This window comes from Deltaproteobacteria bacterium (genome assembly GCA_016208165.1).
Taxonomy (GTDB): domain Bacteria; phylum Desulfobacterota; class Desulfarculia; order JACQYL01; family JACQYL01; genus JACQYL01.
In genome coordinates this window covers 1-17,547 of record JACQYL010000051.1, presented here as the reverse complement: position 1 = coordinate 17,547, position 17,547 = coordinate 1, and the positions used below count along the sequence as shown (strand labels likewise).

General features: G+C 55.5%; 13 protein-coding genes. 7 read left to right on the top strand and 6 right to left on the bottom strand.

Features of this window, described 5'->3' with window-relative positions:
- Positions 1–457: 457 nt before the first annotated feature.
- Entirely contained in the window at positions 458–1,066 is a 609-nt protein-coding gene (locus HY788_10725; protein MBI4774634.1) for a YkgJ family cysteine cluster protein, read from the top strand.
- Between the two features lie 10 nt (positions 1,067–1,076).
- On the top strand, positions 1,077–2,261 hold the full coding sequence (locus HY788_10720) for an MFS transporter (protein MBI4774633.1): 1,185 nt from the start codon (positions 1,077–1,079) through the stop codon (positions 2,259–2,261).
- A gap of 212 nt (positions 2,262–2,473) precedes the next feature.
- Here the strand turns inward: HY788_10720 and HY788_10715 are convergent, their stop codons facing one another.
- The 4 genes from HY788_10715 to HY788_10700 all read right to left on the bottom strand — a co-directional run bounded on the left by HY788_10715 (position 2,474) and on the right by HY788_10700 (position 10,342).
- Positions 2,474–3,088: a hypothetical protein gene (locus HY788_10715; protein ID MBI4774632.1), complete on the bottom strand. Its 615-nt coding sequence runs from the start codon at positions 3,086–3,088 to the stop codon at positions 2,474–2,476.
- Between the two features lie 41 nt (positions 3,089–3,129).
- Positions 3,130–5,328: a PAS domain-containing protein gene (locus tag HY788_10710; protein MBI4774631.1), complete on the bottom strand. Its 2,199-nt coding sequence runs from the start codon at positions 5,326–5,328 to the stop codon at positions 3,130–3,132.
- Positions 5,329–5,648: 320 nt separating this feature from the next.
- Positions 5,649–7,838 carry a hypothetical protein gene (locus tag HY788_10705; GenBank protein ID MBI4774630.1) on the bottom strand — a complete coding sequence of 730 codons (2,190 nt, stop codon included), beginning with the start codon at positions 7,836–7,838 and terminating at the stop codon, positions 5,649–5,651.
- An 86-nt stretch (positions 7,839–7,924) separates the two neighbouring features.
- Entirely contained in the window at positions 7,925–10,342 is a 2,418-nt protein-coding gene (locus HY788_10700) for a PBP1A family penicillin-binding protein (GenBank protein ID MBI4774629.1), read from the bottom strand.
- A gap of 595 nt (positions 10,343–10,937) precedes the next feature.
- Between HY788_10700 and HY788_10695 the strand changes: the two genes are divergently transcribed.
- Entirely contained in the window at positions 10,938–11,201 is a 264-nt protein-coding gene (locus tag HY788_10695) for a DUF370 domain-containing protein (protein MBI4774628.1), read from the top strand.
- Positions 11,202–11,418: 217 nt separating this feature from the next.
- Here the strand turns inward: HY788_10695 and HY788_10690 are convergent, their stop codons facing one another.
- A complete protein-coding gene (locus tag HY788_10690; protein MBI4774627.1) occupies positions 11,419–13,140 on the bottom strand; it encodes a hypothetical protein in 1,722 nt (573 codons plus the stop codon).
- A 501-nt stretch (positions 13,141–13,641) separates the two neighbouring features.
- Here HY788_10690 and HY788_10685 point away from each other — a divergent pair.
- From HY788_10685 to HY788_10675, 3 genes are all read left to right on the top strand, one after another.
- A complete protein-coding gene (locus HY788_10685; GenBank protein MBI4774626.1) occupies positions 13,642–14,628 on the top strand; it encodes a GDP-mannose 4,6-dehydratase in 987 nt (328 codons plus the stop codon).
- Between the two features lie 220 nt (positions 14,629–14,848).
- Complete coding sequence (locus HY788_10680; GenBank protein ID MBI4774625.1) at positions 14,849–15,211, top strand: hypothetical protein; 363 nt, start codon at positions 14,849–14,851, stop codon at positions 15,209–15,211.
- 8 nt (positions 15,212–15,219) lie between these two features.
- Positions 15,220–15,642: a GNAT family N-acetyltransferase gene (locus HY788_10675; GenBank protein ID MBI4774624.1), complete on the top strand. Its 423-nt coding sequence runs from the start codon at positions 15,220–15,222 to the stop codon at positions 15,640–15,642.
- A 26-nt stretch (positions 15,643–15,668) separates the two neighbouring features.
- On the opposite strand, the gene HY788_10670 is transcribed toward HY788_10675, so the two are convergent.
- A complete protein-coding gene (locus HY788_10670; GenBank protein ID MBI4774623.1) occupies positions 15,669–15,899 on the bottom strand; it encodes a hypothetical protein in 231 nt (76 codons plus the stop codon).
- A 69-nt stretch (positions 15,900–15,968) separates the two neighbouring features.
- Here HY788_10670 and HY788_10665 point away from each other — a divergent pair, with 69 nt between their 5' ends.
- A complete protein-coding gene (locus HY788_10665) occupies positions 15,969–16,976 on the top strand; it encodes an MBL fold metallo-hydrolase (protein ID MBI4774622.1) in 1,008 nt (335 codons plus the stop codon).
- Positions 16,977–17,547 lie beyond the last annotated feature (571 nt).

Here is a 17,547-nt window from a genome sequence, read left to right as displayed (position 1 = left end):
GAATGAGAGACGAGAGGAATGCGAGAGAAGGAGGACTGATCGGCGCTATGGCGGACATTTTTGTCAAGTTTAAACGCTTACCATGATCCGGATCCTATATTATTAATTATGATCTGTACTTATATCATAACTCGTGCAAACGATCAATCAATAAAGGGAAACGGTCATTTGACTTGACCGAGTTTTTGTCCTATTTTTAAGCGGATGCGTCGAGGGTGATGCATCTCGGTAAGCGAGAAAGGCCCATCCTGGACTCAGCCCTTGCCGATGCACCAAGTTCGAGAAACCTTGCTTCGGCGCCAATCGTCTGAAGGTCAACGCCGAAACCGCTCCAGCGGGTCGCTGCGGCTACGATCCAGAGGCGTGAAGCGAGTCCGAGGGAGGAGGGCCGCTCGTTTCCCTCGACACAATGGAATTACGCTGGTTTCATCACAAACAAGGGACTGGAAAAGACCTGTTGGACCCAAACCTGGATTTCGAACCTTATGTAACACTACGGACCGAGGTGGATCGGCTTTTCGAAACCGTCCGTTCCCGGCACGCCGACCTCGTCCGATGTCGTCTGGGATGTGACGACTGTTGCAATGCGGTATTCGAGCTGACACTCGTCGAAGCGGCCTATGTGCACTTCGCTTTTCAGTCGGAGGCGCCGCGGACGGAACGAAGGAAGGCGCTCCGAAAGGCGGACAGATCCCAGGAGCAACTCCGCACCCTGTATCTGAAGACTCGCGAAAGACCTATTTCAAAAAGCGAGCTGTGTCTGGAAATCGCCCGGGCCCGGGTGGAGTGTCCGTTGCACCACGAACATCGATGCCTGTTACATGAGCACCGCCCCGTCACCTGCCGCGTGTACGGTATTCCCACTGTGGTCCACGGGAAAGGGGTCACCTGTGGCAAGTCGGGATTCGAGCCGGGTGTGGCCTACCCTACGGTGAATCTGGACGGCATCCAGAATAAACTGTTTATCCTCTCGCGTGACCTGATAGCCGGTGCCGGCCGACCGGTTCCGGCCGATATCACGTATTCCATGGCCCAGGCCCTCCACGGCGAAATCGGGTGCGGATGATTTGAACCCGATCCCGCAACACACGCGCCGTAAAATCTTTGTTGTCCTGTTTCTGGCGATCTTTCTTGTCACCCTGGGCGTTGGAATTATCGCTCCCTTACTGCCCGTATATGCACGGGACCTCGGTGCAAGCGCCTTTCTGATCGGCCTTATATTCGGTTCCTTTTCGGTGACCCGGACCCTGTTTCTGCCCGTTTTCGGATCCTTGTCGGACCGATACGGGAAAAGAGGCTTTCTTGTAACAGGCCTTTTTCTCTATTTTGTGGTCTCTCTTCTGTTCGCCTTCACCACGGAAGTGGTCTCCCTGGTGTGGATCCGACTGGGACAGGGGTTTGCTTCCGCCATGATTCTTCCCGTGGCGCAGGCCTACATAGGGGAGCTTTCCCCGGAAAGCAAAGAAGGCCGCGTCATGGGCCTCTTCAACCTGTCCCTGTTCGCCGGGCTGGCCGCCGGCCCCCTCTTCGGCGGGATCGTAATGGACCTGTTCGGCATCCGGGCCTCCTTTCTAAGCATGGGAATACTTACGTTGATCGGAAGCTTTCTGTGCCTGGTTCTCCTTCCCAAGGAACCCGCAAAACCACAGGAGGCAACGTCCTCCAAGAGGACGACGTACAGGGATTTCATGAAAAATCCCACTGTAGTGGCTCTGACCCTGTTCCGTTTCTCCTTTACCACGTGCGTGGGTATCGTATGGGCCTTTCTGCCCATATGGGCCATTGACCAGGGACGGCTCAGCGGTTCTTCCATAGGCCTGATCGTAAGTCTGAACGTGGCCGTATCGGGCGCTTTGATGATCCCCATGGGAGCCCTGGCCGATCGTGTCTCCAAGGCGCTTCTGATTGTTCTTGGAGGTTTTCTGTCCGTGTTTGCTTTGCTGTGGCTCTCCGTCAGCGCCTCTTTCGGGTCTCTAATGGCAGCCAATGGTTTGTTCGGACTGGCCGGCGGAATATCGTTACCCGCCATCATGGCCGCGGCCGTGATCGCCGGGAGAGGCACCCAGGCCATGGGAGCCCTCATGGGCCTTCTGGCCATGGCCCACAGCGCGGGCATGTTCTTCGGACCGCTCGTCGCCGGTTACATGTTGGACCGGGTTCCCTTCGAGCGGGCGTTCCAACTCGGCGCCCTGGTGATGTTGCTGGGTACGGTATTTTTCGTTATTGTCGGACGAAGGAAAAAAGTTAAGGGACATCCGTGACAGATTGACATTCGGATGCAGTTCTTTCTTTTCTGTCTGTCTACCTGCTAGGCCACAGTCGCTTGTTGCTCCGCGCCCCGCGAAGCAGTAGGCGGCTCCGCCTCAAGTGTCGAATCACGCAACTTCACATACGAAAATTACAGAGGCATAAACTCTGGTGCTCGGCGCACACCCCATATCCGCATCCACAGAGCGACAACGCCCCACGGAGCCTATTGGGAAGGCTTCTCCTCTACAGCGGAGCCCGCGTCTTCCTGTACCTCCTCCGTCCCCTCCCCGGATTCTTCATCCCCTTCTTCCGTTTTCAGTTCCGCGAGCCGGGCTTCGAGTTTCTCGAGTTCCGCCTGTTTTTCTACGATGGATCCCAGGAGGTCTTTCAGTTTAGGATCGTTCAGGACATCCTTAGCCCCGTCCCGGTAGAGCGCGAAGAACACGCGGCCCAGCTCCTGATAATCCTTGTCGATCTTACCCCGTAGTTTGCGCATGTCATACTTGATGGAAAGTTTGTCCTTTTTTATGCCGGCCTTATGACCCCAGGACGAGAAAACGCCTTTCACGGAGTCAAACGTGCTCTTCTCTTTTTCAGCGGGGGCGGACGTTTCCGCGGCTTCATCCTGCGCCTCGGCCGCATCGTTTGGCGCTTCTCCGGCCTCGCTCTGAACTTCCACCGCTTCCTTCTGCGTCTCGACTGCAACGCTTTTCGACGCCCAACCCAACAAGAACGCCCCGCCGGCGAAGGCCAGGAAGAGCGCAAGCAACAGGACGCTCGCGCCTCGTTTCGGTCTCTCCCATCCGCTGTGACTCCTTATGATGTCCCCGCAGATCATCGTTCCGACTCCTTTTGTCCTAGACGACTCCCCATGTCCAATCACGCCCTGGGAAGATCTATGGTGATTAGGATGCTTCCATTGTGGTCCTCGGCCACTTCGATCAAGCCTCCATGTTTGTACACGATCATCTTTGCCTTGGGAAGATCCAAATCGTAAAAATCCCTCTCCTTCCCGACAAACGGAAAGAAGAAGTGTTCGATATCCTCCTGTGTCACTCTCTCCATGGGGTATTCTATAGAGACGTGGCACGTTTCCGGCAGATGCTGCGTGGAGACCAGCAGGGTCCCGCCCCCATTCATACGCATCACCGCGTTCCCGATCAGCGCGTGGAGCGCCGCGGTCATCAGCGCGGGGTCCACCGACACCGGTTCCAACTCAGGGTCCAGGTTCGTTTTAAGGGACACACCCCGATCGCGGCTTACGCTTTCCTGCTTCTCGAGCACTGCTGCAACCAGGCGGTTCAAATCCGTGGGGTGGGGGTGCAGTTCCAGTGGCTCGATATACGATAGGATCATCTTTAGAATAGACTCGAGACGGGCCACTTCCTGAACGATGATTTCGAGCGCAGAGCGATTTGAATCCTCTCTTGGGACGGCTTTCAACAACCTGCGGGCAAATCCGCCCACGGTTGTCAAAGGATTACGAATCTCGTGCGCCAATTGCATGGAAACGTCGTGGAGCGTTTTCAACTCCTCCGCCTTAAGTGTCTTCTCCCGCAAGGCATGATGTTCCGTGTCGTCCACCATGATCCCATCTATGAATACGATGTTTCCTTCCTCGTCCTTTTCCGGAATCGCCTGGTCCACTATATACAACAGATCTCCCGCCGTGTTTTTGCAGCGGTAGTCCACTCGCATGGGGAGCCCCTTTTCGAGCATATTTTGCAAAGCCTTCTCCATTCGGCTCGCATCATCCTGCAGGACAAAGTCCCTCCTCCATTGCTCACGCCCGATCACTTGCTCGACGCGTATGTCCAGCAGAGTCTCGAAATATTGGTTGATGAATATCAGCCTGCCGTCCGACGCCAACCGATAGACGACCAGCGGGACGTTTTCCACCAGGGTCCGATATTTCACCTCTGAAGCGATCAGATCGCTGGTTCGTTCTTCAACTGTCCCCTTGAGGTGTTTCGCGTATCGTTCAAGCTGTTCCCTCGATTTGTTGATCGCGTCCAACATCTGATTGAGCGATTGGGTCAGCAGACCCATTTCATCCAGGGGACGGTCGGGCAAACGCCTATGCCGCTTGCCGGAAGCGATCTCTCCGGCGAGACGGACCATCTCGTGAACCGGACGCAGAAAGACTCCGACGATCCAATACACCAGCACGGCGGCCAGCAAGATCGTAATCAGCCCCACGGCCAGCATCATGTTCCGGGTGTAGCCCATTTCCCGCTTGATGTCGGAGCGATCGAGGACCACGGTTACGAGCAGGATGGGAAGCCCCGAATAGTCCGACAGGGTTCCAAGGAGTACGGACTTGCTCGGCTCACTCGGAGGTTCGATCAGAATCAGGGGAACGGGTGATGCAAGGGCTTCCGCGAATGTCCGGATCTGGAGAGGCAGCTCGCGATTCAAAGTGGAGACCACGACACCGAACAAGCCGTTTTCCTGCAGTTCGTAGATACTGAAGTCCACATCCAGCTCGGATTTCAGGAATCCCAGGAACCGTGCATCCAGGTTCCAGCCGACCTCTACGGTCCCAATGATGACGTCGTTCCGTCGGATCGGCGCCACGCCGCGCAACCCCAGCCCAAACGCGCCGTGTTCCAGTCCGCAAACTACTCGCCCTGTCTTGTAAGCTTCCAGAATGGTGCCCCGGTACAGAGACATATCATCCCCGTACTGAGTGGGCCTGTGCATCCTCAAGAATGAGCGGGCCATCGGAACGTGGAAATGAACCTGGTGGACTCCGAAACTTTTTTCCAGTTTCTTATAGAGGGGAAGCATCAGGTCGTAGAGCTTGTCGCGATCTCTTTCGGCGAAAATGTTGGCCGCTTCCTGGTCATTGGCAATACTGGATGCGAGAGACCCCATCATCTCGCTTCTGACTTGCATCTGAATAAGCAGATTGTTGTAGTGTCCCAACAGGACGCGGCGTTCCTGAGATGTGATGGTTGAAAGGAGAGAGTCCACACTGAAATAAACGGTGATCCCGATACCTACGATGCACAAAGCGACAAACGGGAAAATCAGTTTCCATTTCAGACTTATGCTTTTTACGCTGATGGATTTCACCTGTTCAACTCGTGGCTCGTTCCTTTTGAAATGGGGTGAGAACCTTCCACCAGTGACGGATAGTTGGACACCCGGCTCGGAACAGGACGAACCGGGATCCTTGCTCGAGGGTTCCGGACGGTCGTCCCGACTTTCGATGCAACCGAATTCCGCTCGAAATGACGAGCTATCACTCAAATCCGCAAGCCGGGCGTTTTCGATCATACCCGGGGATCATCTTCGGGGCTTGAAGGCCCCCGTCCCTGGACCGGCGCCAACGCCTCGTCTCCGGTTTCTCAATCCAGTCCACGAGCGATGGGTCTGTTCCCCGCTGATCCGTTTCATATCTGAAATACCTGTTCCGCCCGCTCGAGGTTCTTTTTCAACCGGCTGTCGTAATTATTCCTGGCGTACAAAGGGCCGTTATACGTTCGACTGATTTCACTCAGAGACGAATTCCGATCGATCCCGTTGGCTTTTAAAAACTTAACGATGAGGGGAATATTGAGATGCGGCAAGGCCAGTTCGCCGGGTGACCCTCGGAAACCCAGCCTCCACGCATTCTCGTAAAGTATGTGCCCCGGTCCCCACGAACCGGCCAGAAGATAAGAGAACTTACCGTAAATCTCTTCAAAACGCTGACGCTCCGAACCCGACAACCGTTCGCTCAACTCCATCACCTTGTCAAGCCGATTCGGTTCGAATCGAAAAAAGTTATCCCTTCCGGCTCTGCACTCGTTCCAGACGATAGCGAAGACCAACTCCGGGTAGTCGTAGTCGTGGGCCGAACACGCTTCGAGAATCATTCCCTTGAGCTCCTGATTGGACAACTTGCGTTTGTCCGGATGGCTGGGGATCGGGAGCAGCATTCCCGCCTGAATGTGCTTGTCCTGAAAACCGCTGAAGACAAGCTTGTACGTATAGGTCTGAGGGAAACGGGAGCGAAGTTTTTCTCGAATGACATTCAACGGTTCTTTCGTTTTCAGGTCCGATTCCTCCACAACGTAATACACGAAATCAGCGTCTCGAATGAAGGTCATCCCTTTTTCGGTGAACCGGGTCAGTTGCCATTCGGTCTGTCGATGCTTGGGAGGCTGTTCGGGCTGGACCAGGGCTTGTACTTCTTCGGGCGATTCCTTGTCCAATTTTGCCAGGAAAGTGGAAATGTCCGCCTCGTCGATCTTGAGTTGAAACACGACGGAATCGATCCGCACTTTTTGTTCTTGGAAATAGGCCCCGATGCGCTTCATATCACGAATGGTGTGATCGAATACCGGTCGGTCCCCTGTCTTGCCGTCGGCTATGCGGGCTTTGGCCTTGTTGATGGCAAATACCTCCATGAATAATTTTTCATTTCGTGCGTGCCAAAGATCGGGAAGCCAGGTCCCGAAATTGAAACTCGCCTCCTCGGCGCGGGCCACCATACCGGCGTCGACCCAACCCGAATCGTACACTCGATCCAATGTCTGAGGCGTAAGAAACACCAGCCTGCGTTGACTCCCATCGAAGTGCAGGCGAATCAGCGTTCGGCTATATTCCTGTTCGTCCACCTCGGCTCGGATGCCTCCGGGGAAGCCTACGCGTTTCAAGCCGCGTAGGAACTCTTCCTCCTTCGAATCGGCTAAGATTTCGAAGAACCTCGCCACACGGTCGCGTTCCGAGGCTTCGGGCTTGAACAGGCCGACTTCGTAGTAAAGTCGCCTCACATCCCTAGCCAGGCTGCGAAACACGGTTCGATCGGAGACCTGAATAGAGTTGTCGAGTTTTTTCAAGTCCGCATCGATCTGTCTTACCGGCAGCGCGTAAGAGCGATAAAATACCGCTTCTTTAGGATTCTCGGATGAAAAACAGCGGTACCGGGTCTGAGCGCTGCCGTCAGGAGCCGTAAACTGCACCCGAATCGTCTCCAATTCATTCAGATAGGAAAACATGTCGTTTATGAGAACACGAAATTTCTTGAAGGAACCAATCGTAAATTCCGGAGGCTCATAGGCAATGTAGCCCTTTTCGAGGTGAGTCACCTTCACCTTTGCGGAGTCTTTATCCGGCCGGTGAATCAGAAGTATGCGAGATAGATAATCTTCCTGCTCTTCGAAACGAAACTCTGCGTGAAGCCGGTTGCCTTCGCCCAAGTCCCAGAAAGCGGACCGGAGGTCAATATCGCCGCTCCGTGTAATTCGATCCAGAAGGCCTTCAGCGACAAAATCCGAAATGGCCTGATCGAAAGCCTCTATGAAAGCGGGGTTGGTTATGGAGAGCGGAGTTTTGGCGGTACGATTCCGGCGGACAACTTCTTCCTTTAGCGATCGTTTGAACCGTTCCGCGAAACGTTGCTCGAGCAGGTTGTCCTTGCCCCAGTCAAAATCCACCTCGAGGAGGTTCAAATCATCGTCCAGGATCTTCAGGAATTCGGCCTGCGTGGTGGGTCGCTTAGGCGGACCCGCGCATGTGGTCAGCACGAATACGCAGACGGCTGCTGCTACACAGGACCTAAGAACATGGAAGGGAAAACCGTGCTCTCGATGGATCATCAAACGTTCTCCCGTGTTCCGAGATGGAGCATACGGCCGGCCCGGCCGTGGATTCAACCAAGTAACGGATATGCGGTGGGTTTAATTCACAGATTGGTTTTAAAGAAATCAACCGAGAGGTCCTTCTCCTCTTTCTTGTCCGCCCGCTCCGTAGGCTCGGTCCCGACTTTGAAGCACTCGAACACCGGATTCCTGGTGTCGGCCGATGCCAGTTTTCCTGATTCGGGATCGATTTTGGCAAACGTGACGCCACCCGGAGGACTGAATGGAGTTACGCTCCGGTTCTTGAGCGCTTCCTTCATAAAATCCAGCCATATGGGACTGGCGGCCCTGGACCCGGTTTCAAACCGGCCCATGGATTGAAATTGATCGAATCCGACCCACACGCCCGTGATCAGTTCCGGGGTATACCCGATGAACCAGGCATCCTTCAAATCGTTCGTGGTGCCCGTCTTTCCCGCAGCCGGTCGTTCCAGGGGCTGAACGCTCCGTCCCGTTCCATACTTCACCACTTCCGTCATAAGGTGTGTCATGATGAATGCGGTCTCGTCACTGATCACACGTCTTTTTTCAGGCAAGTTCTTTTCGACCGTCTCCCCTTTCCGGTTAACGATCTTATCGATGAACATGGGTTTCAGGAGAAGGCCCCCGCTGGCGAACACCCCATAGGATTTCACCAGTTCCAACAATGTCACCTCCGAAGAACCCAGCCCGAGAGAAAGGTTGGATCCCAATTCGGATTCGATCCCCATGTTTTTGGCGTAGTTGATGACATAGTCCACCCCAACGGCCTGGAGCAGTTTTACAGTCACTACGTTGCGGGAATGAATCAGCGCTTCCCGGAACAGTGTGGGGCCGAAAAACTTCATTTCGTAATTCATCGGCTTCCATTTTTCCTTCTGCACCGGGTCATCGAACACAATAGGAGAATCTATGATGACGGAAACCGGTGTGAATCCCTTGTCGATTGCCGCGGCGTAAATAAATGGCTTGAAAGCGGAACCGGGCTGCCTTTTTGCCTGTGTTGCCCGGTTAAACTGGGATTTCCTGAAATCCGTTCCACCCACCATGGCCCGAATCTCACCCGTATACCCGTCCATGCAGAGCAAGGCGGCTTGCGGTTCCGGCTCTTGCTCCAGCGCCAAGATCAGCGGCTTTGGGGCCGCCCCTTGCTGTGCAGGGGTTTCTTTGTCCGGAATCGCCAGCACTTTGACGAGAATGTGGTCTCCCGACTTCAACGCTTGTGAAGGTTTCTTGATCGCGGCATAGTCGGAAGCGATTTCAGGGTTTGGTTTACGGGCCCACTTCATGCGTTCCATTTCAATGATGCCGGTGGCTTGTCCGAGGCACACCGTGACGCGCTGGTTCTTATCATCCACGCCCGTCACTAACCCGTGAACAATCTCCCCTTCCTTGAGGTCCTGTTTTAGCAGTTCACTGCAAAATTCATCTCGTCGGTTTTTTGCTACGGACTCTATGGGGCCGCGATAGCCGATGCGTTTATCCAGGGCGTCAACCCCTCTTTGAATCGCCTCCTGAGCCACTTCCTGAAGACGCAGATCCAACGTCGTATACACTCTGAGCCCGCCCTCGAACAGCTGAGTGGCTCCGTATACCTCTTCGAGATGCCGGCGGACGTACTCCGTAAAATAAGGAGCCTGGTCGAACGGAGCCTCTCCATTCGCGGCCGGACGCAAGGGTCCGGCTTTTGCTGCGTCAGCCTGCGCCTGAGTGATATACCCCTCTTCCACCATGCGTCTCAGTACGTATGCCTGTCGCTCTCCGGCCTTTTCCGGATCCCGTATCGGCGAGTATCGGTTGGGCGCACGCGGCAGGCCTGCCAGCAGAGCGCATTCAGCCAGGTTGAGATCTCCTACGGATTTTCCAAAATAGACATGGCTGGCCGCCTCCACACCATACGCACCGTGTCCGAGGTAGATCTGATTCAAGTAAATATATAGAATATCCTCCTTGCTCAGACGATTCTCGATTCTGTAGGCGAGTATGAGTTCTTTGATCTTACGGGTGTAGCTTTTCTCCGGCGAAAGCAATAATGAACGGGTCACCTGCTGGGTGATCGTGCTGCCTCCCTGAATCTTCCGGCCCGCCACGATATTCTTAATCACCGCTCTCAGAATCCCGGTCAAATCAATGCCCGGATGCTGAAAGAATCGATCGTCCTCCGCAGCCACAAAAGCCTTGATCAACAGATCCGGCATCTTGGACAAGGGCGCCAAATCACGCATCTCTCTGTAGAACTCTCCGACCAGTCGCTGGTTCACGTCGTATACCCGACTGATTACAGGGGGATTATAATCCTCCACCGTAAATAGTTTGGGCAGGTCATGCGTAAAATAGAAATAACCCATCGTCAGAGTTCCGGCGCAAAGCACCAACACCGTCAAAAAGATATACAGGAGCCTCCACCCCCATCTGCCTGACGCTCGCCGCTTTTTGATGCCCTGGACCGTTTTGGGCCCTTCCTTCGGGCCGTTGCCTTGCATCGTACTCATTTTGTCATTGCCGCGTTCAGCTTTATACATATTCGTTTCGAATTCACCCGGCCCCGCCGGTTCCTTTCTTCTCTCGACTCATCCGGACGGCCGGAATCATAATCGAAATCGCCGATCCCGAACAAACCGGGACACTCAATATATGCTAAACCAACACTTCGCCGGTTGCAACCAGACTTCGCTTCTCCCTCGGAAACCCGTCCCGGCAAGATCGGATATGTTCGGGTACATCCACTTCCTCCAATAGGACCTATCGAATGCAACCGGTTTCCACTTCTTGCTCTTGATCGTGCTGAAATCCGCTCCGGATGCCTCATGCATCCGCCGGCCCAACATAGGACCAAGATCCGGAGGGGGATCCGGCAGGCGCATCGGGAAAATGGCTTCGATCGCCCCGCCCCTCTTGACCGTAGCAACTGTTTACGTCTACTATGTATGGAAACCGATATGTATGGAAACCGAACGATTCAATCTTTGTCCTTCCGCCATGGGCTTGCGGTCGTTCGGCGCCGGTCACGCTCCGATCCCTATATCCAAAGCATGCAAACCACTGCTGGCGCATCATCAAACTATCAGAGGAATTGGAATGAAAAATCCCTTGCTAAATCTGGAACCCGGCAATTATGTGGTTTCCGGACGAGTGATCAAGATCGTTCCGATAACCGATGGGCGACCTTCGATAGCCAGGAAGATGCGAGCGCAGGCCAAGCGGGAAGGCAAATTGTTAAATACGGGACAGGGAAAGGCGTCTCAGAGCATCTTGATTATGAATTCCGGTCACGTGATTTTGACGGGCAAGTCTCCCGAGCCTTTAACACAGTCGTTGGCGCCCGATTCCGCAAATCGCTGACGCCGGCGTGTCCGCCGGACGTCGCCGTTTTCGCCGGAATCCTTCCGGCATGGTTCCGATCGAAACGCACAGGACGGAGTCCGCGGTCCGGGACGCACGAGAGGATGAGAACGTGCTCAAGGGATCGTCGGTTCCTGCGTAACGAAATCCAAACGCGGTCAATGACCGCGTTCGTTTCACGTCGAAGGGTATGATCGGGCCTGTCAACGCCGCGGAATCAATTCTCCTCATCGAGGAGGTCGAGTAAAATCATCAGAATCTTATTTAGAGCAATCCCCCCGTCTCCTGCCGGGCCACCCGACTTGACCGTGAAGGAGGTATCGAAACTCCAGGGCCCGTATCCAAACGAGTTCCACGTCTGAATTTTCCAGGTGTAGTCGCCCGCAACCAGAGCCGCCGCGGGAGTGACGGAACACGTGTCTTCGAAGCACACCTCCTCGGAAGTGTAACTCGTTTGCAGTACACTGCCCCCGGTCCCGGTTACGGCCAGGTAATACGTCGTGCTGTCCGACGCCGAACTCCAGATATAGGTAGGAGTGGTGTCATTAACGATTCCAGTGGGAGACATCGGTACGGCGGCAGCCGGAGGCGAACCGGCGCAGCTCTGTCGGAAGTTTGCAACGGTGAAGGCGGTCGTGTTGAGTGTCTTGCGATTGTCCGCGGCGCCGGCCTCACCTTCAGGCACACCCGTGGGCGCTCCCCCATAAGTGACGTCGGGATTCGACCAGTACGGTATTCGCGTACAATTGAACCCGTTACTGCTGCATGCATCGTTATAGGCCATCACCGTGCGCCATCGGTCCACGGTATTGACGTAGCCGTGGCTGTATGGATAGGGCAGGGTGGCCGAGCTGACGAACCAATCGTGCTGAGCTCCCATGTTGTGCCCCAGTTCGTGGCCGAAGCTGAAGTATCCTGCAGCGCAGTTGCTCAGCACCACCGCAAAGGCGTGTGACTCGAAACCGGCGGAAACGTAGCTCATGACCCACGAAATACCGCAGTAGGCCCCGGTGGCCACAATCAACACCACCTCATCCGCGCAATAGGTGTTGCGCAGGGAGTGAACCTCGTCCATGATGCCGTCCGTGGTGCTTGTGAGCTGGTACAAGGCATTCGTCATGTCTCCTTCCGTATAATTGACTTCAGCCGTGTGAACCAGGTTCAAACGCTGATCGATCCCGCTATTTTGGTACGTCGAATTGGTCTCGCTCACAGCCAATGCAATCAGGGCTTGGATGGCGTCCGCGGTTTCGCCGGCAGCGACTCGCGCAAGAGGCGTATACACCACCAAAACATCTATGGTGGAACCACTGTCCGCCGCCACCGCGGAAGAGCTCATCCCGGGCTCCTGAACGCTCGGCCTCAGTGCCGCCGGAATCGGCTCGGCTTCGGGAGGAAACATGCTTTGATCTATCTCTCGCACCGCGTGAACACCGTTCCCCGCGTAACGCACCTGATACATGACACCGCCGGGCAGTGCGATGTTGCCCATAACGATGTCGTTCTCGACGACAAGCGTGACCAGGCTTCGGTCCACATTTTCAAGCCGGCCGACCCAGGTAAAACCGCCCGAAGCAAGGGGGTCTAATCTCTCCAGTACGGCTGGAAACTCCACGTCATCGAAGAGGTTCAAGTCGACAACGGCCCCTGCGGGGAGCGCTGCAGCCCCCCTGGTTTCGGCGCCCGAAAGCAGGGCCGTCTTCACATCCACGAATCGACTGCGATTAACCGTGAGATCGTCACTCCAGTCCAGGGTTCCCCGTCGGCCGGGCGCGGCAAACAAGGCGCTTTTTATCCGATCGGCTCCCAACCCCGGGGCTGAAATCGCTTTCGGATTGTCTTCAGCCCGAGCAGGGCCAACGGAAACACCCGAAGATATCAGTACGAATACGAGGAAGGCCGCCAGGCCCATCCAAGTCGGACGGCGAGCATACATCACAATCTAAACCTCACATCCCTCTGTGCCGGGCGGTATCTAAAGCCGGCCCATCTGCAATAACAAGAACGGGGCCATGGCTCGTTTTAGGTCTCTAACGCTTCAGTCAACAGGAATTACAAGCAAGCTTCGTACCAATCGGATGTCAGGAGCCGGCATGAGGTAGTTTCTTGGATTCCCGTGACTTATGCCACATACCCGGATTTTGCGGACCTTCAGCGCCGGGATCGGCCGAACGGGGGCGGCGGAATTTGTCACTCAGGTTACGATCTTTGTCTGTCGCACCGAACAAGATTGAAAAAACCAAAATTTGCCCCTCGCGTAACTTTAAATGAGCCCGATTTTGTGCCAAAATGGGGCTGCTTTCGACGGGTGTCAAGTCCATCCGTGCGTCCGACCGAATTCCGAAGTCCGGAAGGGTGTCGCTTTTTTTGTCATTTGCCCTTTAACGGCATTCAACCGGAGCCGGCGCATTCCGCATTAGCTCCGGCAAGCGAAACTACTATGAAACGAGCATTGATCACCGGAATCACCGGCCAGGACGGATCCTATCTGGCCGAACTGCTGTTGAACAAAGGGTACGAGGTCCACGGAACGCTGCGAAGGATAGCGCTCTTGGACCCGGAACACAGGTTATGGCGGATTCGACACCTCAGGGATCGCCTGAAACTTCACGCCGCCTCTGTGGACAATTTCGCCAGCATTTTCAACGTCATCGAATCGGTCCGGCCCGACGAATGCTACCACCTGGCGGCCCAGAGCTTCGTCAGCTATTCCTTCGAGGACGAGTTTTCCACCCTGAACACCAACATCAACGGGACCCATTATGTTCTGGCGGCCCTGCGGAAAATAGCGCCGTCCTGCAGATTCTTTTTTGCCGCGTCCAGCGAAATGTACGGAAACACCACTCAGACTCCGCAGAACGAGGATTCGCCGTTCAGACCCAGATCCGCTTATGGTATTTCCAAGGTGGCCGGATATCACCTGACCACCCATTACAGAGACGCTCATAATATGTATGCCGTGAGCGGTATCTCGTTCAACCACGAGTCTCCCAGACGAGGGTTCGAATTCGTAACGCGAAAGGTGACCAGAACACTGGCCCGCATACGATTGGGTCTGACCGATGAACTGAGACTGGGTAATCTCGAAGCCAAACGGGATTGGGGCTTTGCGGGGGAATACGTGGAGGCCATGTGGCTGATGCTGCAACAGGACCAGCCTGAAGACTTCGTCATCGCCACGGGGAAAACGCATTCCGTTCGGGAGCTGCTCAAGTACGCGTTCAACTGCGCCGGCCTGGACTGGGGAAAATACGTGGTCGTGGACGAGCGGTTCCTCCGGCCTGCGGATATACTCGAGTTGAGGGGAGACTACTCCAAAGCGAAAAAAAGGTTGGGCTGGAAGCCTAAAGTCCGGTTCGAGGAACTGATCCAAACCATGGTGGAATCGGACCTGGAGTCCCTGAAGGCTTCTCTCCCGCGAAAATGAAAGCCCCCATGGAGCAGCGCGCACGCGGGAAAAAATTGAACCGGCCGGACTCTTCAAATGCAAAAAAAATCGTCTTATGGCCCAAATGGGCGATTCCTTTTCCACTGGAATCTGATTGGATAATCCCGGCCGACGCAGCGGACGACCGTTTCGTCTCGCACGGTGACAGCCCTTACCGGTTTCCATGGAAACCGTCCAGTCAGAGACAAGGAGTAATCGGATGAATTGCCAAAAATGCGGCGCTGAAATGGAGAGCGGAGAAGAGAGAGACCTCTTCGGTCAAATGGTATGCGAAGACTGTTACATGGATCACCTTTCACCATCCCGTACGTGCGACCCTTGGGCCGTCCACAGCGCCAAGTCATTCCCTCGGACCGGAACGGCCGATACTCAGCTCACGCAGTTGCAGACGCGGATCCTCGAAATCCTCGAGCAAACCGGCGGGGCGGAACCCGCGGAAGTGGCTCGAAGGTTGAACATCAGACCCGAGCAATTGCAGCGGGAAGTAGCCACCCTCCGGCACATGGAAAAGCTCCGGGGCAAAATGTTGGAGGATGGTAAACGGGTTCTGGTTCTCTGGTGATACGTCCCATGGAATACTCGACGGACCGAACCCGGGTGGACTGGAACGAAGCGGCCACCGTTTTTGAACGCGCACCCCTTGGTAAGAACAAGCGGGATCCTGAAAAGCTGAGGAGGGCTTTCGAGGCAAGCGCCGCCGCCGTGTTCGTGTTTGATTCGACGAGACTTGTAGGGCTTGGGAGGGCCCTCAGCGACGGGGAATATCAGGCGGCGGTGTACGACGTCGTGCTGCTTCCCGAATATCAGGGCAAGGGCATGGGCAAGGAAATCATGCGCCGTTTGGTCGAGCAACTGCCCGTGGACAATATCATATTATACGCGGTTCCGGGCCGGGAAGGGTTTTACGAAAAATGCGGCTTCAGGAGAATGCGTACGGCCATGGCGGTGTTGAATCCCTTCATGTCCGATCCGGAGAGCGGCTACCTGGACTAACACGGACGGCAGGGCCGGCTCGCGTTTCAGGTTTCCAATGGGGAACCCTTCGTCCATCCCCAAATCCCTCCGGATCCGGCCGGATTTCCTACGGTTCCATTTCGTACCTTACTGTAGGGTGAATTGGTTGCATTCGAAAAGATGCCCAAAGACCCCTGCACGGATGCGGCTTCTTTTTCTGGATAAATGGCTCCGAGGGGTGTACACCAGTAGATCGCATCCTGCACCTGATTCATAAACCCGACATCCGTACCCATGCGAACCTTCATCCATGTTCATACGCTTACGGTCTTTGTCCGCTGAGGCCGTTTTAGAGGAACCGTATCATGTCGAGAAACTCGATTGAAGTTATTCAAAAAGGAGATGACCGGGGAAACAACATGGCCTTTCGGGTGGACCTCCCGTCGGGCGTGAAGATCTTCGCCCTGGGCACGGAGAATGATTACGGCGGCGACTGGGACCTCGGGCCCACGTGGAACTACATCGTGCTCGCGGACACCCCTTTCATGGTGGACACGGGCAACAAAGGCATGGGCGCTAAACTCCTCGGGCTCATGGATCGCTTGGGCCTGGCCGTCAAAGACCTCGAGTGCATCCTTTTGAGCCACGGGCATGAAGATCATGACGGAGGCCTCGCCGAGATCGCCCGCGTGGCCCCTGTAAACATCAGGGCTCATGAAAATTACGATCGCCTGATACGCTTCTATCCCACGAAAACACCTCCCCGCGCCGCCCGGGGATTTCCCGCTTCCTGCTGGCACTGTCCCATGCCCAAAGCCTTTTCCGACACTCATTGCGTTCAGTACCACAAAACCAGAAGCAGCTTGCGGATCCAAACCATTCCGGGCGCTGACAGCACCCTCGACGGCGCGACCCACGTGTATTACGTTCCGGGCCACAGCCCCGACTCCCTGGCCGTCCGAATCGGTGAAGAAGCCATCCTGGTGGGCGACACCGTGCTGCCGGATATCACCCCACATCCCACCCGGGAGGAGTTTCACAACCTGACGAAGGGCATTCTTCCGCCCGGCTATGAACAGGGCGATCGGATCTATGGCCTCAGGGCGTATATACGCTCGCTGAAAAAGCTCGGACGGATCGCTCAAGCCCACCCCGGCATGATCGTGCTTCCGGCGCACCGCCTGTACTACAAATCCGTGTGGAACTGGATGAGCCTGGACGAACGGGTGGACGAGCTGATCGGGCATCACATCCAGCGCTGCGGGGAACTTCGAAGAATCCCTGCTGAGAGGACACGGCAGCCTGCTGGCCGTACACGAAATCCTCAGCCATCTCGAGTTGCTCCTCTCGAGCGGAGACGTCGTCCTACGTGAATCCGATACCTTCCTCGCTACCGGGACCGACCATATCGAATCCGTCATCCGCGCCATTCAGCCCGGCGATTAGGAGATTCGCGGCGATCGAACGCCTTGTAATGTCTTGCGGGGGAAGACTTTCGAGAAAGTCTTCCCCCGCACCCCTTTTCAAAGCTTTTCAGGCAGGCCTCGCCGCCTTCGGCGGAGAGGCTGCGAAAGGCATGGGTTTGTAGATTGGGTTAGCGAGCGCAACGAGCGTAACCCAACATATGTGCATATTCCAAGTCAGTTACGGGTATTTCTCGGAGAGGCGCGCCAGTTCGGCTCCGACCCGCCCCGGCGGGGCGGAGCCCGCATCAGGGGGTCCGGGGGAACGTCGTTCCCCCGTGCCTTCCATCCCGATCGGCAAGCCTTTGCGACAGGGACCGAAATTATGATAAGAATGGTTTCGGTAACAGCCGAAACAGGATCACGGATCCTCCATCTTTTACACGGTAAGGAGCGAAACGCATGAACGAGAAGCTCAGAATCGAACTCTGCAACAATCTCAACAACCGAGGCGGCGCGGTGCTCGCGTTTCCCATTCCCC